At 49.4% G+C, this 18,180-nt stretch carries 17 protein-coding genes; 4 read left to right on the top strand and 13 right to left on the bottom strand.

Annotated features, from left to right (window positions below; translation table 11 throughout):
* Positions 1-8: 8 nt before the first annotated feature.
* The 10 genes from H8S80_RS00445 to H8S80_RS00400 all read right to left on the bottom strand — a co-directional run bounded on the left by H8S80_RS00445 (position 9) and on the right by H8S80_RS00400 (position 11,735).
* A complete protein-coding gene (locus H8S80_RS00445; RefSeq protein WP_002600855.1) occupies positions 9-887 on the bottom strand; it encodes a sugar phosphate isomerase/epimerase family protein in 879 nt (292 codons plus the stop codon).
* A gap of 27 nt (positions 888-914) precedes the next feature.
* Positions 915-1,757, bottom strand: a complete 843-nt coding sequence (locus tag H8S80_RS00440; RefSeq protein WP_002600856.1) for a carbohydrate ABC transporter permease — start codon at positions 1,755-1,757, stop codon at positions 915-917.
* A 24-nt stretch (positions 1,758-1,781) separates the two neighbouring features.
* Entirely contained in the window at positions 1,782-2,735 is a 954-nt protein-coding gene (locus tag H8S80_RS00435) for a carbohydrate ABC transporter permease (protein ID WP_025530068.1), read from the bottom strand.
* Positions 2,736-2,926: 191 nt separating this feature from the next.
* Positions 2,927-4,825, bottom strand: coding sequence for a DUF4838 domain-containing protein (locus H8S80_RS00430; RefSeq protein ID WP_117631403.1), 1,899 nt, complete (start codon positions 4,823-4,825; stop codon positions 2,927-2,929).
* A 30-nt stretch (positions 4,826-4,855) separates the two neighbouring features.
* Positions 4,856-6,577 (bottom strand): glycoside hydrolase family 3 protein, encoded by a 1,722-nt coding sequence (locus H8S80_RS00425; protein ID WP_117631401.1) that lies wholly within the window; start codon positions 6,575-6,577, stop codon positions 4,856-4,858.
* A gap of 238 nt (positions 6,578-6,815) precedes the next feature.
* Positions 6,816-7,967: a class II fructose-bisphosphate aldolase gene (locus H8S80_RS00420; protein WP_002600860.1), complete on the bottom strand. Its 1,152-nt coding sequence runs from the start codon at positions 7,965-7,967 to the stop codon at positions 6,816-6,818.
* Positions 7,968-8,043: 76 nt separating this feature from the next.
* Positions 8,044-8,865: a sugar phosphate isomerase family gene (locus H8S80_RS00415; protein WP_002600861.1), complete on the bottom strand. Its 822-nt coding sequence runs from the start codon at positions 8,863-8,865 to the stop codon at positions 8,044-8,046.
* Between the two features lie 143 nt (positions 8,866-9,008).
* A complete protein-coding gene (locus H8S80_RS00410; RefSeq protein WP_002600862.1) occupies positions 9,009-10,097 on the bottom strand; it encodes an ABC transporter substrate-binding protein in 1,089 nt (362 codons plus the stop codon).
* Between the two features lie 67 nt (positions 10,098-10,164).
* A complete protein-coding gene (locus tag H8S80_RS00405; protein WP_002600863.1) occupies positions 10,165-10,956 on the bottom strand; it encodes an ABC transporter ATP-binding protein in 792 nt (263 codons plus the stop codon).
* Positions 10,932-11,735: an ABC transporter permease gene (locus H8S80_RS00400; RefSeq protein ID WP_002600864.1), complete on the bottom strand. Its 804-nt coding sequence runs from the start codon at positions 11,733-11,735 to the stop codon at positions 10,932-10,934. Before H8S80_RS00400 ends, H8S80_RS00405 begins: the two co-directional genes overlap by 25 nt.
* 241 nt (positions 11,736-11,976) lie before the next feature.
* On the opposite strand from H8S80_RS00400, the gene H8S80_RS00395 reads away from it, so the two are divergent.
* Both H8S80_RS00395 and H8S80_RS00390 read left to right on the top strand, forming a co-directional pair.
* Positions 11,977-13,023 carry a LacI family DNA-binding transcriptional regulator gene (locus tag H8S80_RS00395; RefSeq protein WP_002600865.1) on the top strand — a complete coding sequence of 349 codons (1,047 nt, stop codon included), beginning with the start codon at positions 11,977-11,979 and terminating at the stop codon, positions 13,021-13,023.
* Between the two features lie 28 nt (positions 13,024-13,051).
* Positions 13,052-13,933 carry an aldose 1-epimerase family protein gene (locus H8S80_RS00390; RefSeq protein WP_025530354.1) on the top strand — a complete coding sequence of 294 codons (882 nt, stop codon included), beginning with the start codon at positions 13,052-13,054 and terminating at the stop codon, positions 13,931-13,933.
* A gap of 112 nt (positions 13,934-14,045) precedes the next feature.
* On the opposite strand, the gene H8S80_RS00385 is transcribed toward H8S80_RS00390, so the two are convergent.
* A complete protein-coding gene (locus H8S80_RS00385) occupies positions 14,046-14,666 on the bottom strand; it encodes a LytR/AlgR family response regulator transcription factor (protein ID WP_117631399.1) in 621 nt (206 codons plus the stop codon).
* A 170-nt stretch (positions 14,667-14,836) separates the two neighbouring features.
* On the opposite strand from H8S80_RS00385, the gene H8S80_RS00380 reads away from it, so the two are divergent.
* Positions 14,837-15,019, top strand: a complete 183-nt coding sequence (locus H8S80_RS00380; protein WP_002600868.1) for a hypothetical protein — start codon at positions 14,837-14,839, stop codon at positions 15,017-15,019.
* 97 nt (positions 15,020-15,116) lie between these two features.
* Here the strand turns inward: H8S80_RS00380 and H8S80_RS00375 are convergent, their stop codons facing one another.
* The gene (locus tag H8S80_RS00375; protein WP_002600869.1) at positions 15,117-15,965 is read right to left on the bottom strand and encodes an SDR family oxidoreductase; all 849 of its coding nucleotides are present in this window, start codon (positions 15,963-15,965) and stop codon (positions 15,117-15,119) included.
* Between the two features lie 65 nt (positions 15,966-16,030).
* The gene (uxuA, locus tag H8S80_RS00370; RefSeq protein WP_002600870.1) at positions 16,031-17,086 is read right to left on the bottom strand and encodes a mannonate dehydratase; all 1,056 of its coding nucleotides are present in this window, start codon (positions 17,084-17,086) and stop codon (positions 16,031-16,033) included.
* A 189-nt stretch (positions 17,087-17,275) separates the two neighbouring features.
* On the opposite strand from uxuA, the gene H8S80_RS00365 reads away from it, so the two are divergent.
* The gene (locus H8S80_RS00365; protein ID WP_002600871.1) at positions 17,276-18,154 is read left to right on the top strand and encodes an AraC family transcriptional regulator; all 879 of its coding nucleotides are present in this window, start codon (positions 17,276-17,278) and stop codon (positions 18,152-18,154) included.
* The last annotated feature ends 26 nt before the right edge of the window (positions 18,155-18,180 follow it).

Below are 18,180 nucleotides of genomic sequence, written 5' to 3'. Positions count from 1 at the left end.
TTCTCCTCTCAGCGCTTTCCAATAAATGCCTTTAAATATTCTTTTCCAAGTATCAGACCATTCTCCACCAGTTCCAGCGAATCCTCATAATCCGGATCCTCGTGTTCGATGCTGACCGTTCCCTGATACCCCGCTTTTTCCAGTTCTCCGGTCAGCTTTCTCCAGTCCAGAAGTCCATGGCCCGGAATCCGGTAGCTCCACCAGCTGAAATCTGTCAGAATCCCGCACTCCTTCAACCGCTCTTCTTTTATCTCCGTATCCTTGGCATGGACATGGAATATCCGGTCCCCGAACTCCGCCACCGGAGCATACGGATCGATAAACTGCCATACCAGATGGGAGGGATCATAGGCCAGCCCCACCATTTTGCTGTCCAGCCGCTTCAAGATCTCTCTCCACATCACCGGAGATATGGCGATATTTCCCATCAGAGGGCAGTTCTCAAAGGCCAGCTTTACATTTTTCTTCTCTGCGTATTCCACAATGGGAGCAAAGGTCTCCACAAACTGATCCAGGCTTCGGGCCGGTGTCCTGCGGATCGAATCCGCCTTGTCATAGATTCCCTCCTCCAGGGTCTTATTAATGCCCGTGGAAGTCACTATCTTTTCTATTCCAAGATCGCCTGCAAATGCAATCCTCTTTTTCAGTTCCGCAATATGCGCTTCTGCTTCCCCGCTGTCTGTGCTGAGAAAATTCCTGCAGTAGGTAAGAGATGTTATCGCCACCTTCCCCTTCTCCAAAACCTGCTCAAACAGCTCTCTCTCCATCGGAACGGTAGGTCCCACTTCCAGGTCTTCAAAGCCCTGGGCCGCCGCCCATTCCGCAATTTCGTCCAGATGCACCATCCCTTTTTTCACAAGGATGTTCGTCATAAAACCAAGTCTCATCTTATCCCTCCTTATAATGAGCACTCATTAACTCTTAACCGCTCCCGCGATGCCTTCCACGAAGTATTTCTGCAGACAGATAAACAACAGAATAATCGGAATAACCGCGATCACGCCGCCGGCCGCAATGCCGGTCCAGTCAACGGTATTTTCACCTTTAAACGCGTACAGTCCGACAGCCAGTGTACGGGAAGACGGGTTATTAAGCGTCAGTACCAGTGGAAGCATAAATGCGTTCCATGCCCAGATGGTCTCCATGATGACTACGGTCGTTGCAATCGGCTTCGTCAGCGGCATCATGATATTAAAGAAAGTCCGAAAGAAATTACAGCCGTCCACCTTTGCCGCCTCTTCCAGCTCTCCGGGGATCTGCTCGAAAAAGCTGGAGAACAGAAGAAGGAAAATCACGTGAGCGCCGCCGGCCTGAGCCAGGATCAGCCCCAGTTTCGTACCGACCAGCTTCATGCTCTTGATCACCTCGTAGGTCGGTATGATCGTACTGACTAACGGTATCGCAATGCTGCTCATGAAAACCATCATCACCACTTTCTTACCCACGAAGTTATATCTTCCCATCGCATATCCCGCGAGCATCGTCATGATCAGCACGAGGAATACCGCGAAAAATGTTACAATTACCGTGTTAATGAAGTATGTATCGAAATGTGCCTTCTCCCAGATTCTGGTGACATTGTCAAAGGTGGGATTCTGGGGAATCAGTCCCAGTTTATTTTTGAAGAATTCGTTCTGGTCCTTGAAGGAAGCGGATATCATCCACAAAAACGGATAGATCCATGCCAGACCGATTATCAGCAGCAGCCCATGATTCAGCAGGGTCTTCACCTGTCTCTTTGCCTTATCTCTGTTCATCTTTACCTCCTGATTTCCTGACATCTATACGCGCCTGCTGTTCAAACGCGCCTTGATGATATTTAACACGACACCGATCACAATCACCGCGATTCCAAACAGAATTGCCGCCGCACTGGCATATCCCAGTCTCGGCATTCCGATCTCACTGGAGAACGCTGAACGATAAACGTAAGTGGCAATGACATCGGTCGCATAGAAGGGACCGCCTTCGGTCATCGTCTTGACGATATCAAATACCTTCAGGGAATTGATCGCGCACAGGATTGCGATGATTCCGCCGACCGGTGCGATAAGCGGAAGGACGATATGGATAAATGTCTGGAACCGGGTAGCTCCGTCCACGGTGGCCGCCTCGTACACGTCCTTGGAAACGCCCTGAAGTCCTGCCAGCCAGTAGATCATGTAAGTTCCGCAGTCTTTCCAGAGAGAGATGAGAACCAGTGTCGGCATGGCGTATTTTGCATTTCCCAGGAAATTGATCGGCGCCTTGATCAGATGAAGCGTGACCAGTAAATGGTTAATCGGCCCCTGGACACCCAGCAGGAAGATCATGATGATACCGACGACCGACGCGGTGGTGACAACCGGTATAAAGTACATGGTCCGGTAAACAGTTCTCCCCTTCAGCGCCTCGTTGTTCAGCATATATGCCAGGAACAGCGATACCGCCAGCTCTAAGGGAACGATCATGATTGTATATTTGAAGCTGTTGAAAAAGGCATTCCAGAACAGCTCGTCATGAATCAGTTCCACGTAATTCTGAAGTCCGATAAAAGCCGCATGGCTCGTCAGACCCGACCAGTCCAGAAACGAGTACTGGATACTGCAGATGATGGGATACCCCTGAAACAGGATATAAAAAATAAGTGACATTGACATAAACAGCCAGCACCAGCCGTTTAAGATCAGCTTCTCCCGGCGTTTATTCCGTTTTGTGACAGCTTCCACTCCCATATTCTCCGTCTTTGCTTTCATAATCCACCTCACAGATAAAATTTCTTACGGTTTGAATTAGTTTTTTAATTTAATTAAATAATATCATTGTGCCTATTACTTGTCAATATATTTTTTATTTTTTATCTATTTCTCACAAAGAAAGGGCCAAAACTGCTTATGAAGTCCTGTTTCATAAGCAATTTCGGCCCTTTCCAAATTAAATTTCACTGCTAAAATCCTGTATAGTGCTGTCCTACCTCGATCACACGGTATACATCCACACACTCCTGGAACTCTATTTCATGCTGCTGCAGAAAGGTGCAAAACTCCGACCAGTATTTTCCCGCCTCTTCCCGCTCTCCTGCTGCCAGATAAAACAACGCCTTCCCCAGACGCCTGATGTATTCGGAGTGATATTCCAGATGAATCCAATAGCTCCGGTTCTCGTCTCTGCAGCTTTTCACGTGTTCCCGGATAAACGGCAGAAACTCATGCGCCATTTTTTCAAGCGAAGCCATGCGGTCTGCCACAACACGGTTCTCCCGCGGCCCCTTTCCATTGAAATAATCACAGCTGCATAAGGCAGACACCGCCTTTAAGTACTCCCGTACCCGTTCGCCCTCACTCCCATATGCCGCCGAGAAATACGTTTCTTCCAGCCGCTCCTCTGAAAGGGACGGATCAAACAGCTTCTTTCCCATAACGTAGTTCGGCAGTGCATTCGGAAGCGCGGCCCGAAGCTCCTGGCAGCTGATATATCCGTTCAGCCCCATATCCCCCAGCCGCTCTATATCATGGCCGATGACTTCCGCCAGTCTGACGTAGCCGAAATCTCCGTAATGAGCCCTGCCCAGCGGATAATCATAGACAAAGCTGTCCCCGTGAAATATCTCCTGCCACGCACGCAGAAAAGCCATATTCTCGTTCAAATCCACCGGAAGCCGGATCTCATTTCTCCGGTATGGCATAACGGCTCCATACTCCGGACGGATTTGGTATGACTCCTCAAAAGTACGGCTGATCGGCGCAAACATCAGCACAAAACGGTCCGGGTTCTGAAAGCGCTCCTTTTGGGGCGGCCATAAAAGCTCCTGATACAGCAGAAAAACGATTCGCATGGTGCTCCCTGCCTCCGTAAGCTTTTGGTCGGCCAGATTTAATATTCTGACGTACTGGTCGGAAGGAAGCTCCTTCTTACAGGAATCACACTCGCAGACGTTGTTGTATTCATCGGCCAGCCATACGTGTAGATAATCGATATCCGGATTCTGAACCGCATACCGGACAATCTGATCGGTAAATGCCTTCATTACCGTTTCATCGGAATAGCAAAGATTTGTATTCATTGGAATTCCATGAAACAGCTCCCGTGTTCCATTCAGCTGTGCCATCATGCCGGTCTCTTCTCCGGTTGGCTTCCGAGATGCTGGCTTCCACTCCACTGCCGGAAATCCGATTACGTCACCGGTCCATCCGTGCCCCACCTGATGAAGCTTCAGTCCCCTCCGTTTCATCTCCCTGCGTTCGGTCTCCGTATACGCTTCCGCCCGATCCGTATCAAATTCCTCCTCCGGAAGCAGCGGATTGTTTTCATGATGGTACCACCTGGCCATAAAGGTATAGGGAAGCTTAAACTGGAGGAAAAATGAGTTGTATCCCATTTTGGGCAGCCAGTCAATGAAGTCCAGGATGTTTTCCAGCGAATCGGCACCCTCGATACAGACTCCCCGATGGCGCAGGGAAGCCGTCTTTTTCTCGGTCATCGAAAGTGCTGCCAGCCCGGATAGCGGCTCGATGATCTCATACTTCCTCCCCGGCCGCAGGAAATGGCAGCCGGCGGACTGGAGCCAGGCGTATACACCGATCAGCACACTGCACGGATTATTTCCGGCGATCACGCCGCCCTGTTCTCCGGTATCAATTACATATCCATCCGGAGCCATCGCGGATTGTTCCGTTTCATGACAGCTTCCCCCTCCTGCTGCCAGTTCCAGCCTCAGCCGATAGCTTCCCGGCACTTGAAGCGCATCGCTCTTCTCCTGCATCTTTTTCCAATAATCCTTCAGTTCCTTTTCCGCAAACTGAAATACCTCATGATTTTGATACGAGTTTTCAATAATTAATTCCAATTCATGACCCCCTTTCCCCTGACGGGCAGTCTAAAAATGTGTGTCCCACATGCCGCACCAGACATCCTCGTCGTATTTCCCCTCGAACGGAGCCAGCCCCGCAATGCGCTTTACCGTCTCATCCACTGTTTCCGGCGTATCATTGTATGCGTTTATGAAGGCCGGTACTCTCGCCACATCGACGAGATGGTTCGTATAATTAAAGGATGTAAATACAGTGGGAACGTCATGTATGTACCAGGGATAACAGCTCGACATGGGATGCGGCCAAAGCAGCCTAACTGAATTAGTCTGTGCGAAGCTGGTAATATCCGCAAAGATCATCACCGCGTCATACCTGGCCTTAAAATCCGCTATTTTCCCTTTATTGACGGAAGATACCATGAGCTCCGGCTCATAGCCGTATTTCTTTAACACCGCCAGAATCCGCTCCGTAATCTGATCGCTTCCTCCCGACTGGACTCCCTGGCCGTAGGAAGAATTCAGACTTCCCACATTGCCGGACAGGACAAACACCCCGATCTTTTTATAGACCTCCGGAGACAGAGGAAGCTGTCCCTTCGTATTCTTGACCAGTGTGACAGCCTTCTGCGATGCCTCTCTCGCCGTCTCCAGATGCTCTCTGCATCCGATTCGCGCCAGTGCCTCTTTCCCCGGATGAAAACTGCCGCTCTCCTTCCTTCTGTGAAGCCCGATCGCCGCTTTGCAGGCCAGGATCCGGTAAATTGCCTCCATAAGCCGCTCCTCTGTCACGATTCCCGACTTAAGGCCCGCTTTCATCGCCTCCACGTCCTCTTCTATATCATTGATTCCCAATATCATATCGCAGCCGCAGGCAATCGACAGAGGTATTGCATCGAAACGGCTCATTCCGTAATATCCCATCATCTTCGTCTGGTCTGTTACCACAAGACCATGAAACCCAAGCCGGCCGCGCAGAAGCCCCCCGATTAGCTCTCTGGAAAGGCAGGCTGGCTGCATATCCCGTTCCTCCAGCTGCGGATTCAGCTTCTTCTGATAGGCGGGAAGCGTAAAATGGGCCGCCATGATGCTTAACACACCATGATCAATCGCCGTCTGATAGATTTTCCCATACGTCTCATCCCACTCTTCACAAGTCAGGCCATTGTTTGATATGGCCAGATGCTGGTCCCTCTCTTCCCAGCCATCCCCCGGGAAATGCTTCAGGCACGGCACTACGCCGTATTCCATACACCCCTTATTATATGCCTCCACGCAGTCGCTGACAAACTGCGGGTCACTGCCGTATGCCCTCGTATTAATCAGACTGTTTCTCCAGTTGCCATAGATGTCCCCCACCGGACCAAACGTCCAGTTATACCCCACTGCAGATGTCTCACTGCCTGTAATCCGTCCCACCTCATAGGCATAACGGGCGTCTCTCGTCGCCCGGACCTGCGCCCCGGAAGCCACCAGGGTTCCCCCTTTCAACGCGCCGTTAGGACCGGACTCACAGTTTCCCGCGTAGAGATAAGGAATTTTTGCACGCTCCTGAAGCTCTGCCATGATATCCTGAGCCTCCTCGTTGCCATAGAGTGCGGCCCTGAACGGAATGGCCGCAAGCGGATACTCTTCCAGAAACTGAATCAGCTCCTCCCTGCTTTTTCCCATGAGCGGGTCTGCAAAAAGCTGGCATACCTTTTCATGCGGCGTCATGGCGGCCTCGGTTTCCTTTACCCACCGCTCCCCTGCTTCATCCAGATAAAACGGATTTCCCCTTAAATCAACCACTTAATCTGCCTCCTTCTCCTAGTTTATTTTGATCGTTTGATTTATTTAATTAATTTAATTAAATATTATACTGTTTATGGACTTTTGTCAATCGGGGATACCAATCTTTTCTTTTATCTTTCATGAAATAGCAAAAAAGGCCTTTCCTATAAACAATCTATATGGAAAAAGCAACCCACAGAAAAAGCCCGGCATCGCTCCCTCTCAGGACCTTCTGCCGGGCCATATAACACTCTGTTTAATTCTTCTTATACCGTTCAATCATCTCTTCCAGCGTCACCTGCTCCACTAACGGCGCCTTGCCGAAGGAACCGAACTGTACGATCAGCGTTCCTACTACTTCCTTAACGCCGCGCTCGACGCAGTTTACAATCGCCGCCACATCATCGTCCGGAATTGTTCCCTTCATAACCGTATCCATGATCGGCGGAAGGAAGACACGCGGGTCAAACTGGCTCTTCTTTGCCTCCAGCAGCTCATAGATTTCTCCGATCGAAGCGCTGGTACGAAGCTCCGGATATTTTACAAACAGTTCCTTCATGTTTCTTGTGACTGCCAGACGGATATCCGTATCCACGTTGATCTTATTGATGCCGCACGGAATGGCTGCCTGCAGCTCCTCGATGGAAATACCGTAGGCATTCGTCAGTTCTCCGCCCAAAGCGTTGATCTCATCTACTATGTATTTCGGCACCGTGGAGGAACCATGAGATACGAGTGCGCCGAAGATGCCTTCATGGCTTAAGCACTCTCTGATCGCCGTGGCGATCTCTTTTCTCAGCTTTACATCTTTTCCCTTGGAAGCGCCGTGCATGGTTCCGTAAGAGATGGCAAGTGCATCCACGCCGGTCTTACGGAAGAATTCCACTGCCTTTAATGGGTTTGTGTAGGTGGAGGACGCGGAGAATACATGATCTTCCACGCCGGCCAGAACGCCCAGCTCTCCCTCTACGCTGACGCCTCTCGCATGTGCATATTTTACCACTTCTCTCGTCAGATCCACGTTCTCGTCAAATGGCAGGGAGGAACCGTCGATCATAACAGAGGTATAGCCGCCCTCGATCGCCGCCACACAGGAATCAAAATCACGGCCGTGATCCAGGTGCAGGACGATGGGAATATCTGAATCTGCCCCATATTTCTTTACGGCGTCCGCGATATTCTTTGCGCCGATCTTCTTGTCTTCCAGTGTCGCATTCATAAAGTCGGTACGGCCGCCCATAAAGCCGTTCGCTAAGTCTGCCCCCTGTAAAATGGCCGGGGAACGGAACATCTCGTGCACTTCAATGGCTGCTTTTGCCTGGGCTACCGCGTTTACATTAAACGCCCCCTGGCCGAATCCGTATTTTATCGTTGCCTCCATCAGAGGTCTTAAGGGAATCAATGGCATTGTCTATATCCTCACTTTCTTTTCTGTCGCCAGTCTGTATCAATAACTTTGTTTTCTCAGTCCGTCTTTGTATCTCTCAGTCCGTCAGCGCCGCCACGTAATCCGTCAGTGTCAGCGTAATATCCGGATGGTTCTGCAATAAGCTCACCGGGAAATCGGTGGACGGTTCCCCGTAGGCCGTGCGGCGCACTACCGCTCTGTGCCAGTTGCGGAACACTCCCAGACGGATCTTTCTCGCGTGGGCGATCTCGTAGATTCCAATCGTCACACAGTAATGCGGCATATCCTCCAGCGCTCCGCCGAAATCGCCGATGGCGTTAGCCGTTCGCGTCTCCGGTGTGATGGTGAGAACCCGCGTCTTCTGTGCCAGAAATTCCTCCGGTGAAAGAGACGGATCTGCCTCGTTAAATGCCACATGGCCGTTGATGCCGATGCCGCCGAAGGCAATATCGACGCCGCCCAGCTTCTCGATCAGTTCCGGTATGTAGCCTACATTTTCAGGGTCCGGGAATACTCTCTGCTCTACCGGCATGATGAGTTCCGGCTTGATCTTCGTATAGACAGTCCGTTCCATGAAGCCATGGAAGCTTAAGGGGTGATCCACGGGAATCCATTTTTTATCGTCGTCCAGATACTCGTCCATGTTGATAAACCAGGTATCCTTGAGACTTAAATTCCTTTCATTGACCATGTCTACGAAATAGGGGTACTGGCCAACCGGGCCGACCGGGCAGATAAAAACAGTCTTCTTTCCCGCCTGATTGTTCGCCTCGATCTCTTCAAACATCTCCTTTGCCATCGCCTGGAAAACCGTGGCGTTATCCGGCATGCAGATCAGCGGGAGCCTGGGTTCCTTTAAAAGCTGCTCTTTGTTGTACTGGTAATATGCGTGACTCATCATTTTCCTCCTGTCTACTGTCGGAGGGACTGAAAATGCGTTCAGATATGCATTTCGCCATCCCGCCTTAGAAAAGAGAGTGTCTCTGAATTGGAAATAGAATCTCCGGGACACTCTCTTCACCTGTGTGTTACTGTTTACTCTTACTTGCCTGCTTCAATCATGTTATCCAGCATAACGTAATCGGCTACCGGAACTTCTTTCTCTACTGCGCCGGCCTTGATAAAGTTATCCTGCTGAATCTTGTAGTAATTCTCAACGGTGCCGTCTTTGGCGCCTTCCGCTACTTCTTTTCCTGTCAGCCAGTCTGCGTCGCCGCGCTGTGCGTAAACGCTGTCGTAATCGGTTGCTGTCTGCGTGGAAACGTACTTGGCAACTTCATCGTAATGATCGTCTGCAGCATAGTCCATGGCTTTGAATAAAGCCCTTGTGAAGCGCAGGATCTTATCCTGGTTTGCGTCTGCATACTTTGGTGTTGCAATCCAGCTTGCAAGGGATACTGTCGTATCAGAGAAGGTTAAGTTGTCACAGATCTTTGTGGAATCTTTTACTTCCTCTAAAATCTTCAAGCTGTTTGGTGACCATGTGGCACATGCGTCAACACCGCCGGAAATCATAGCGGTTACGATACCGGATGCGTCCATATCTACGGCTGTGATGTCATCCATGGTCATGCCGGCCTTTGTCAGGCTGTTGACCAGAATGTCTTCACTGGAGGTACCGGAAGAATAAGCAACTTTCTTTCCCTTTAAATCCTCAACCTTTGTGAATCCGGGGCCGCCGATTAAAGCGTCGCCGTTGGAGATATGGGACAGAGCAAAGATCTTCGCCTGGCCGTTGACACAAAGCTTATGAGCGCCCTGTCCGATGTAGCCGACATCGATGCTGCCGGACTCCATGGCTGCGATGATGGTAGGACCGTCTGCGAATTCTACGAGATTAACGGTGATGCCTTCCTCGTCGAAAAAGCCTTTTTCTTTTGCCGTCATCACGGACCATAAGCTTCCGTAGTTAGGCATATATGCCACATTCATGGTGATCGGCTCTGCCTTGGCTTCTGTAGGAGCCTCTGTTGTCTCCTCAGCCTTCGCCTCTTCCTTTGTCGTCTCCGCCGCCGCGGCCGTTGTCGTCTCCGCAGGTGCCGCTGTTGTTGCCTCTGTCTTGGTGCTTCCGCAGCCTGCCAGTGATGCAGCTACCAGAGCCGCCATAATTAATGGTAATGCCTTCTTCATAATGTTTTCCTCCTTAAATGGTTTTTATAAAACATTGGTTTTTATAAAGCATTTCAATAAACACTCCCTATTTACGCACTTCCAGATATTCCTGATAAACCTCGCCCCAGATATACGTCTTTAAATCCAGGAATGGAAGCTCCATCTTCATCTCCTGCGTACGCGGATACGGAAGATTGATGTCCACAATCTTTTTGATGCGGCCCGGTCTCGCGCTCATGATAATGACCTTGGTGGCCAGAATGACGGCCTCCTCCACATCATGGGTGATAAAGAAACAGGTCTTCTTCTCTTCCTGCCACGTCTTTGTCAGCTCTGACTGAAGCTGGGTTCTCGTCTGCGCATCCAGCGCTCCGAAGGGCTCATCCATGAGAAGCACTTCCGGCTGTACCGCATAGGCTCTGGCGATCGCCACCCTCTGCTTCATACCGCCCGACAGTTCCTTCGGGTATGCGTCCACGAACTCCTCCAGCTCCACCATCTTGATATACTTCATGGCGATTTCCCTGGCCTGTGCGTCGTTCATACCTTTTAATTTAAGGCCAAACATAACATTCTTTAATACGGTCAGCCATGGGAATAAGGCATACTGCTGGAAAACCACGCCTCGTTCCGTGCCTGTGCCTTCCACCTTCTTGCCGTCTACGTAAACGGCGCCGGAGGTGGCCGGGAGAAGGCCTGCGATAATATTCAGCAGGGTAGACTTTCCGCATCCGGAAGGGCCGACCACGCAGATAAATTCATTCTCCATAATATCCAGGTCAATGCCGTTTAACGCCACCATACGGCCCTTGCGGCCTTCATAGATCTTCTCCACATGATCGATCTTAACCTTTATATTTCTCTCGTTTCCTGCCATCCCGTGAACTTCCTTTCCAGATATTTGATGATCTTTTCACTCGTAATTCCGATGATACCGATGATAATGATGTAGAGAAGCATCGGCGGAACATCGAAGCTGTTGTTTAAAGAACGGATTCTCATACCGAGTCCTGCTACGGCACCTGTCGATTCTGCGGCGATTAAGGTTGTCAGTGCAACGGATACGCCGAGACGGACTGCCGTGATGATAAATGGGGTGGTTGCCGGGAAAATAACCTTCACAAAAATATCTCTGTCTTTTGCTCCCAGAACCCGGGCGGCCTTGATCAGTGTCTCATCCACGTTGCGGACGCCCTGATAAATGGTAACGCACATAATTAAGAAAGTTGCAAGCCAGATAACGATAACCTGTGGCTTTCTGCCGACGCCTGCCGCGATAACAACAAGCGGTACGTAAGCCAGAGGCGGAATATTACGAATAAACTGAATCCACGGTTCTACTATGTAGCGCACCGGACGGTACCATGCCATCATAAACGCGATAGGCACTGCTGTGATAAAGCCAAGGACGAATCCCAGAATGACGGAAATCATACTGCTGGAGAAGTCGTTCCACAGAACCCCTCTCTCAATCATAGTTTTCAGTGATTTGACTACCTCCGGTAAAAATGGAAAACTTCTTGCGGTAGACGGATTGACCGAAAGCCAGAACCAGAGCACAATGGCAACCAAAAATGATATCAGCAGCCAACCCCAGTTCGGTATTGCGGCAACGATGTCCTTCTTCTTTTTGTTTTCAGAATTCCCAAAAGACATTTGTAAATCCCCTTTCTTTGTGATTTTCCCCAATACACATCTCTATTTTATGTGTATATTATAACACATTGTATAAAATTAGCATCTCTTATTTAGTCAAACGTTTGCGTAACCGTAAAGATAAAACTTCACGCAAACGTTTGACCATTCACCTATGGCATTTTGACCATTTTTCGTGTATACTTATGATAAACTGGCATGAATAATAAGGATGTTAAACTTAAGTAAAGGGGGCTGGTTTATGACACTGAAAGAAATCGCCAAAGAAGCCGGCGTATCCATCTCCACGGTTTCCCGGGTCATCAATAAAAACAGCACAAATGCGGCCAGCAAAGAGGTGCAGGACCGGATCTGGGAGATTGTGAGGCGCACGGGATATACGCCCAACAGCACGGCCCGCGATTTGAAGATGGGAGGCACCGATTCTCCCGAACCGCTCTCCCGCTCGATTGCCTGTCTCTTTGCCCGGACGGAGGATTCCAAATCGGATCTTTTCTTCTCCACGCTGGCACGCAGTATTGAACAGGAGGCGTTTAAGCATAATTATGTGCTCAAGTACTCCTTTACCGCCATTGACATCCATCATCCCAACACCTTCCGTCTCATTACGGACAACCATGTGGACGGCGTTGTAGTGCTGGGACGGTGCGACAAACAGACGCTCAGCTTTTTAAAGAAGTATTTCAACTGCGTCGCCTATACCGGTTTGAATATTCTGGATGCAAAGTACGACCAGGTTATCAGCGACGGCTACCAGGCCTCGCTGACCGCTATGAACCACCTTATGAGCCTCGGCCACACGCGAATCGGATATATCGGTGAGACCAGGGATGAGGACCGTTACACCGGATACTGTACCGCGCTGAACACAGGCGGCATTCCCTTGAAGAAGGAATACGTAGCAGATGTCCCTCTGTCATCGGAGGGCGGCTACCGCGGCGCCAGACAGCTGATTGACCGGGGTGTCGATGTATCCGCCCTCTTCTGCAGCAATGATGTGACGGCCATCGGAGCCATGAGAGCCATTCAGGAAACGGGATGCCGGATTCCGGAGGATGTCTCCATCATCAGCATCGATGATATCGATACGGCCCAGTATCTCTCCCCCATGCTGACCACCATTCACATGCCGGTGGAGGAGATGGGACAGATGACGGCGAAAATCCTGATTGACCGCATCGAGGGCGGCCACCGCCTTCCGATCCGCATGAATCTGCCGTACTACCTGGCCAGCCGCGAAAGCTGCGGTCAGTACCATCCTTCCAGAAGCCTGGCAAAATCAAAATAATTAATATAGAAGAAAAGAGGTAAATTTTATGCTCGTAACGATCTTTGATTCCAACGGATCCGCTGTCATCGACAGCATCGGCGCTCAGTTAATCTCCTATAAGGACAGCACCGGAAAAGAATACATCTGGCAGAGAGACCCGAAATTCTGGAACCGCTGCTCTCCGCTGTTGTTTCCCATCGTAGGAAACTGCCGGAACAACAAGACCATCATCGAGGGGGAGACCTGCTGCATCGAAAAACACGGCTTCTGCCGCGATGTCGATTTCCAGGTCACCAGACAGTCCGATACCATGGTTACCTTTGAGATTCACGATACGGAAGAGACGAAAGCCATTTATCCATACTCCTTCCGCCTCTCCTTAACTTATGTCATTGAGAACGGCATGCTTTCCATGGAATACTGCGTAGCCAACACCGATGACAGAACCATCTACTACTGCCTCGGCGCTCATCCCGGATTTAACTGTCCGATGGAGGAAGGCGCTTCCTTCACCGATTACGAACTGGAATTCGAAGAGGACGAGACCGCATCCAGCATGGTTTACGATCTGGAACATTTACAGTTTGACCCATCCCACAGAGTTCCCCGTCTCGATCACAGCCGCAGGCTGCCGCTCACAAGGGAGCTGTTCAAGGATGATGCTGTATACTTTGACGATTTAAACTCAAGGAAAGTATCCATTATCAATAAGAATACGGGACACGGTATTGAGGTGGGATTCCCTGGCTTTGAAACAGTCGCATTCTGGACCCCTTACCCGGCAGAAGCCCCATTCCTGTGCGTGGAGCCATGGAACGGTTCCGGTATTTACGCAACGGAAGATGATGAATTCGTACATAAGAATCATGTACAGAAGCTGGAAACAGGGAAAAGCAAAACTTACGGTCTTACCATGAGGATTATCTGATTGGAATAAAAAAGCCGGAATAATTTGGAAGAAGCAGCCTTTTTTCACAGTGGCTTCTCCGAATTATTCCGGTTTTCTTATATGTCGTATCTCATCTGTCATACCTGATCTGTCATACGACGCTAAAATTTTCCTGAGCAAACTGCATGTACTTTTCCATAAACAGCTTTCTGCGGCTGCTGCTGATATACAGCTTCTCGCCGTTAGCCATACGGATCTCATCCCCCTCCATACTGCGTATATGCAGCATATTAATCAGAGTGTACTGATTAATGCGTGCGAAGTGGTAATTGGAAAGTCTCTGTTCCTCCACATCGAGCCTGGCCTTGACCCGTATCTTTTTCTTTCCGAGCACTACGCTGGTCTTTCTGTCGTAGGATTCCAGAAAACAGATATCCTCCATGTTGTAGACTATGGGCTGTCCATTAAATACTGCCGTATATTTAGCACGGGACAATTTCTTCCACTGATCCTTTCGTCCGCAAATATAAATAATTATGCTGTCCTGCTCCTTCTGCTTCAACTGATTAAATACAGATTCCTTTGCTGCCCAGTCAGAATCCACATAGACAATGATGGCACTATAATTCTTTTCCTCCACGGCCCTGCATAGCTCCTCCGTGGATAAGAAATAATCTTCTTTAAACAGAACCCCTCTTTTTTTCCATTTTTCAAAGTATTCTCTCGCATTATCCAGCTGTGACGTATTGCCTGCGTACACTGCTATCCTCATGCACGCTACCTCCGTAATTTCCTGATATCATATAATTTTGAGATCTCATAGTATATAACGTATTTTTCTTCTGACTGTGACGTACAAAACAAGATATTCTGCAAGTTGCGCATAAATCCGACAAAACTCCCCAAACTAATAACAGTACAGCTTTGCGAAAGGAGATACTAATGGAAGACGATAAAAATGCAATCAGCCAGCCCGATGATTTTGATGTTGATATCCAGGCGTGTTCCACCATGGACTGCACCGGCCTCATCCCCGCCCTACCTGAAACCGAGGCGGAGCAGGAAGCCTACGAGGACTTATACCCTTACATCACGCGCGCGAAGAATATCGCAGAAGACAAATAGGTTCTGTCATAAATATCCGAAATAACGAAAACCCCCGGAAGGCGTTGTGCACCTTTTCGGGGGTTTTGATTCTTATATTCTGTTTGAAAGGGATCTCCTATACGCCTGAATAAGCAGAGAAACCGCCGTCTACCGGAATGACCACGCCTGTGATGAAGCCGGCTGCCTCATTGTTTAACAGGAACAGAAGTGTTCCGTTTAATTCTTCTGCCTCGCCGAAACGTCCCATTGGAGTCGCTGCCAGAATCTTAGCAGTTCTCGCAGTAGCTGTTCCGTCCTCGTTGAACAGAAGCTTTTCATTCTGCTTTGTCACAAAGAAGCCAGGCGCCATGGCATTTACACGGATGCCGGCCTTGGAGAAATGAACAGCCAGCCACTGTGTAAAGTTACTCACAGCTGCCTTCGCGCCGCTGTAGGCCGGAATCTTCGTCAGTGGGGTGAAGGCGTTCATGGAGGAAACGTTTAAGATGTTGCAGCCTTCTCTGCCGATCATGTCTTTTGCGAAGATCTGTGTCGGAAGCAGGGTTCCCAGGAAGTTTAAGTTGAATACGAACTCCACGCCCTTCGGGTCTAAGTCGAAGAAGGATATGGTATCCGCCTCGATGTCGCCCATCTCAAAGTATTCCTTCGTGGTCTGCGCCTTCGGATTGTTGCCGCCTGCGCCGTTTACCAGAACGTCACACGGACCTAACTCAGCCAGCACCTTTGCGTGAACCTCTTCCAGGCTCTCACGCTCCAGAACGTTTGCCTTGTATGCCTTTGCGGTATGGCCAGCTGCCACGATGTCCTCTGCAACCCTGCCGGCCGCCTCTTCGTTCAAATCGAGAACTGCAACCTTTGCGCCTGCCTCAGCCAGCGTCTTTGCAAACATACCGCATAAAACTCCGCCTGCGCCTGTAACAACTGCAACTTTTCCTGTTAAATCCGTTCCAAATGATAATCCCATAAGTCATTTCCCTCTTTCTATTTTAATAATCGTTGATTTACAAATCTTTGATTTTTGTCTCAATCCTACCGGCTCATTTTGTCGATGGCTTCCCAGAGTCCGTTTAAATAGGTGGCGCCCAGCGCTCTGTCGTAGAGGCCGTATCCTGCGCGCCCTGTCTCGCCCCAGATCATGCGGCCGTGATCCGGACGCATATAGCCGTCAAATCCATTGTCATAAAGCGCCTTTAAAATGGCAAACATATCAAGGGAACCGCAGCTGGATAAATGCGCTCTCTCCTCGAAGCCCTGATTGTTATCCAGAACTGCCACATTTCTCGCATGAACGAAATGGATTCTTCCCATGGCCGCATATTTAGCCGCCATCTTTACCACGTCGTTCTTATTGGAGCAGCCCAGGGAACCGGTACAGAGGGTGATGCCGTTGTGCTTATCGTCAACCAGCTTTAAGAAACGGTCCAAGTTCTCTTCGCAGGTGATGATTCTCGGAAGTCCAAAGATGCTCCAGCAGGGATCATCCTCGTGGATCGCCATATTTACGTCACACTCCGCAGCTACCGGAATGATGGCTTCCAGGAAGTATTTTAAGTTGTTCCATAAGTCGTCCTCCGACATGGCATTGTACTGGGATACCACTTTTTTTAATTCGTCTCTTGTGTAGCTGGAATCCCATCCGGGAAGTGTTAAATCGCTGTCGCTCTCAAGTGGGTTTACCTTGTCTACCTGATCCTGATAATAGACCAGTGATGTAGAACCGTCCTCCAGCACATGGTCCAGCTGGGTTCTTGTCCAGTCAAAGACAGGCATGAAATTATAACAGATGCATTTGATTCCCGCCCTGGCAACGCGGCGGATATTTTCACAGTAGTTCGCAATGTACTGGTCTCTCGTCGATTTGCCCAGCTTGATGTCCTCATGAACCGGAATGCTCTCGATCACCTCAAACGCAAGGCCTGCATCCTCGGTTTCTTTTTTAAGCTTTGCAATGCTTTCATTACTCCATACCTCGCCGACCGGAACGTCATATACGGCCGTTACGATGGAATGCATGCCCGGGATCTGGCGAATCTGCTCCAGCGTTACCTTGTCATCGTCTCCGTACCATCTGAATGATAATTTCATGATAAACCTCCTTGAATATTAGAAATTTGTCTGCAGCCCGTCATCTCGCTGCCTCATGTCCTTAGTATAACAAATTCTGTTTTGAATACCATGGATTTAGTTGCCGTTCACATTGCAAAAGTTGCGGTTCTCTACTATACTATAGCTAAGGAACAGGATGCTACACACACTGTCTTTGGAGGTTTTCACATGAAAAAAGAATTATCTACCGGTTTTAATACCAGACAATACATGAATTCCGGGGAATTTGAGGTATTTTTTTACAATGACATCGATCTCGATCATGTGGTGGATCATACCCATCCCTATTATGAGATCTATTTTTTCCTGAACGGAGACGTGACCTATGAGGTGGACGGGAACCGGTACGAGCTGCAGTACGGCGACTATTTAATGATCCCGCCGGAGACGAGGCACCATCCCATCTTCCATTCCACCGGACAGGACTACCGAAGATTCGTGCTCTGGATCAGCCGCCCCTATTACGAGGCGCTGGTGGCCAGATCTGAGGATTTTGCCTACAGCTTCCGTCAGGTGGAGGAAAAAAAGCAGTACCATTTCCGGACAGACTTTATCATCTTTCAGGATCTCCAGGGACGACTTCTGGACATGATTGAGGAGATGAGGGGGAACAAACCGTTTCGTGAGACCTCCGCCCATTTAATGGTCTGTTCCTTCCTGCTCCATTTAAACCGGATTACCTACGACTCCTTACACCAGGTTCCCGCTGTCTATGAAAATGTGCTCTATTTAAATGTCTGCGATTATATCAACAACCATTTAGATGAGGATCTGTCCCTTGACCACCTGGCGTCATTTTTCTATGCAAGCAAATACCATATTTCCCACGTGTTCAAGGACAACATGGGAATCTCTCTGCATCAGTACATCTTGAAGAAGCGTCTTCAGGCAAGCAAAAATGGAATCCTGTCAGGGATTCCATTTGGTGAGCTGTACCATCAGTACGGTTTTTCAGATTATACCAGTTTTTACCGTGCGTTTAAAAAGGAATTCGGCCTATCGCCGAAGGAATTCAGGGAGCAGAAGTCCCTTCCGGAGGGTTATTGAGCGGTCGCCGGGAAGCCCGGCTGCCG

It is taken from the genome of Hungatella sp. L36, assembly GCF_014288035.1.
This window is presented reverse-complemented; position numbering and strand designations above follow the sequence as displayed.

Bases quoted from the DNA above. Each gene is read 5' to 3' on its own strand.
- H8S80_RS00445 (WP_002600855.1), bottom strand. From the start codon at position 887: ATGAGACTTGGTTTTATGACGAACATCCTTGTGAAAAAAGGGATGGTG.
- H8S80_RS00435 (WP_025530068.1), bottom strand. From the start codon at position 2,735: ATGAAAGCAAAGACGGAGAATATGGGAGTGGAAGCTGTCACAAAACGG.
- H8S80_RS00440 (WP_002600856.1), bottom strand. From the start codon at position 1,757: ATGAACAGAGATAAGGCAAAGAGACAGGTGAAGACCCTGCTGAATCAT.
- H8S80_RS00395 (WP_002600865.1), top strand. From the start codon at position 11,977: ATGACACTGAAAGAAATCGCCAAAGAAGCCGGCGTATCCATCTCCACG.
- H8S80_RS00380 (WP_002600868.1), top strand. From the start codon at position 14,837: ATGGAAGACGATAAAAATGCAATCAGCCAGCCCGATGATTTTGATGTT.
- H8S80_RS00410 (WP_002600862.1), bottom strand. From the start codon at position 10,097: ATGAAGAAGGCATTACCATTAATTATGGCGGCTCTGGTAGCTGCATCA.
- H8S80_RS00415 (WP_002600861.1), bottom strand. From the start codon at position 8,865: ATGAGTCACGCATATTACCAGTACAACAAAGAGCAGCTTTTAAAGGAA.
- H8S80_RS00365 (WP_002600871.1), top strand. From the start codon at position 17,276: ATGAAAAAAGAATTATCTACCGGTTTTAATACCAGACAATACATGAAT.
- H8S80_RS00400 (WP_002600864.1), bottom strand. From the start codon at position 11,735: ATGTCTTTTGGGAATTCTGAAAACAAAAAGAAGAAGGACATCGTTGCC.
- H8S80_RS00375 (WP_002600869.1), bottom strand. From the start codon at position 15,965: ATGGGATTATCATTTGGAACGGATTTAACAGGAAAAGTTGCAGTTGTT.
- H8S80_RS00385 (WP_117631399.1), bottom strand. From the start codon at position 14,666: ATGAGGATAGCAGTGTACGCAGGCAATACGTCACAGCTGGATAATGCG.
- H8S80_RS00390 (WP_025530354.1), top strand. From the start codon at position 13,052: ATGCTCGTAACGATCTTTGATTCCAACGGATCCGCTGTCATCGACAGC.
- H8S80_RS00405 (WP_002600863.1), bottom strand. From the start codon at position 10,956: ATGGCAGGAAACGAGAGAAATATAAAGGTTAAGATCGATCATGTGGAG.
- uxuA (WP_002600870.1), bottom strand. From the start codon at position 17,086: ATGAAATTATCATTCAGATGGTACGGAGACGATGACAAGGTAACGCTG.
- H8S80_RS00420 (WP_002600860.1), bottom strand. From the start codon at position 7,967: ATGCCATTGATTCCCTTAAGACCTCTGATGGAGGCAACGATAAAATAC.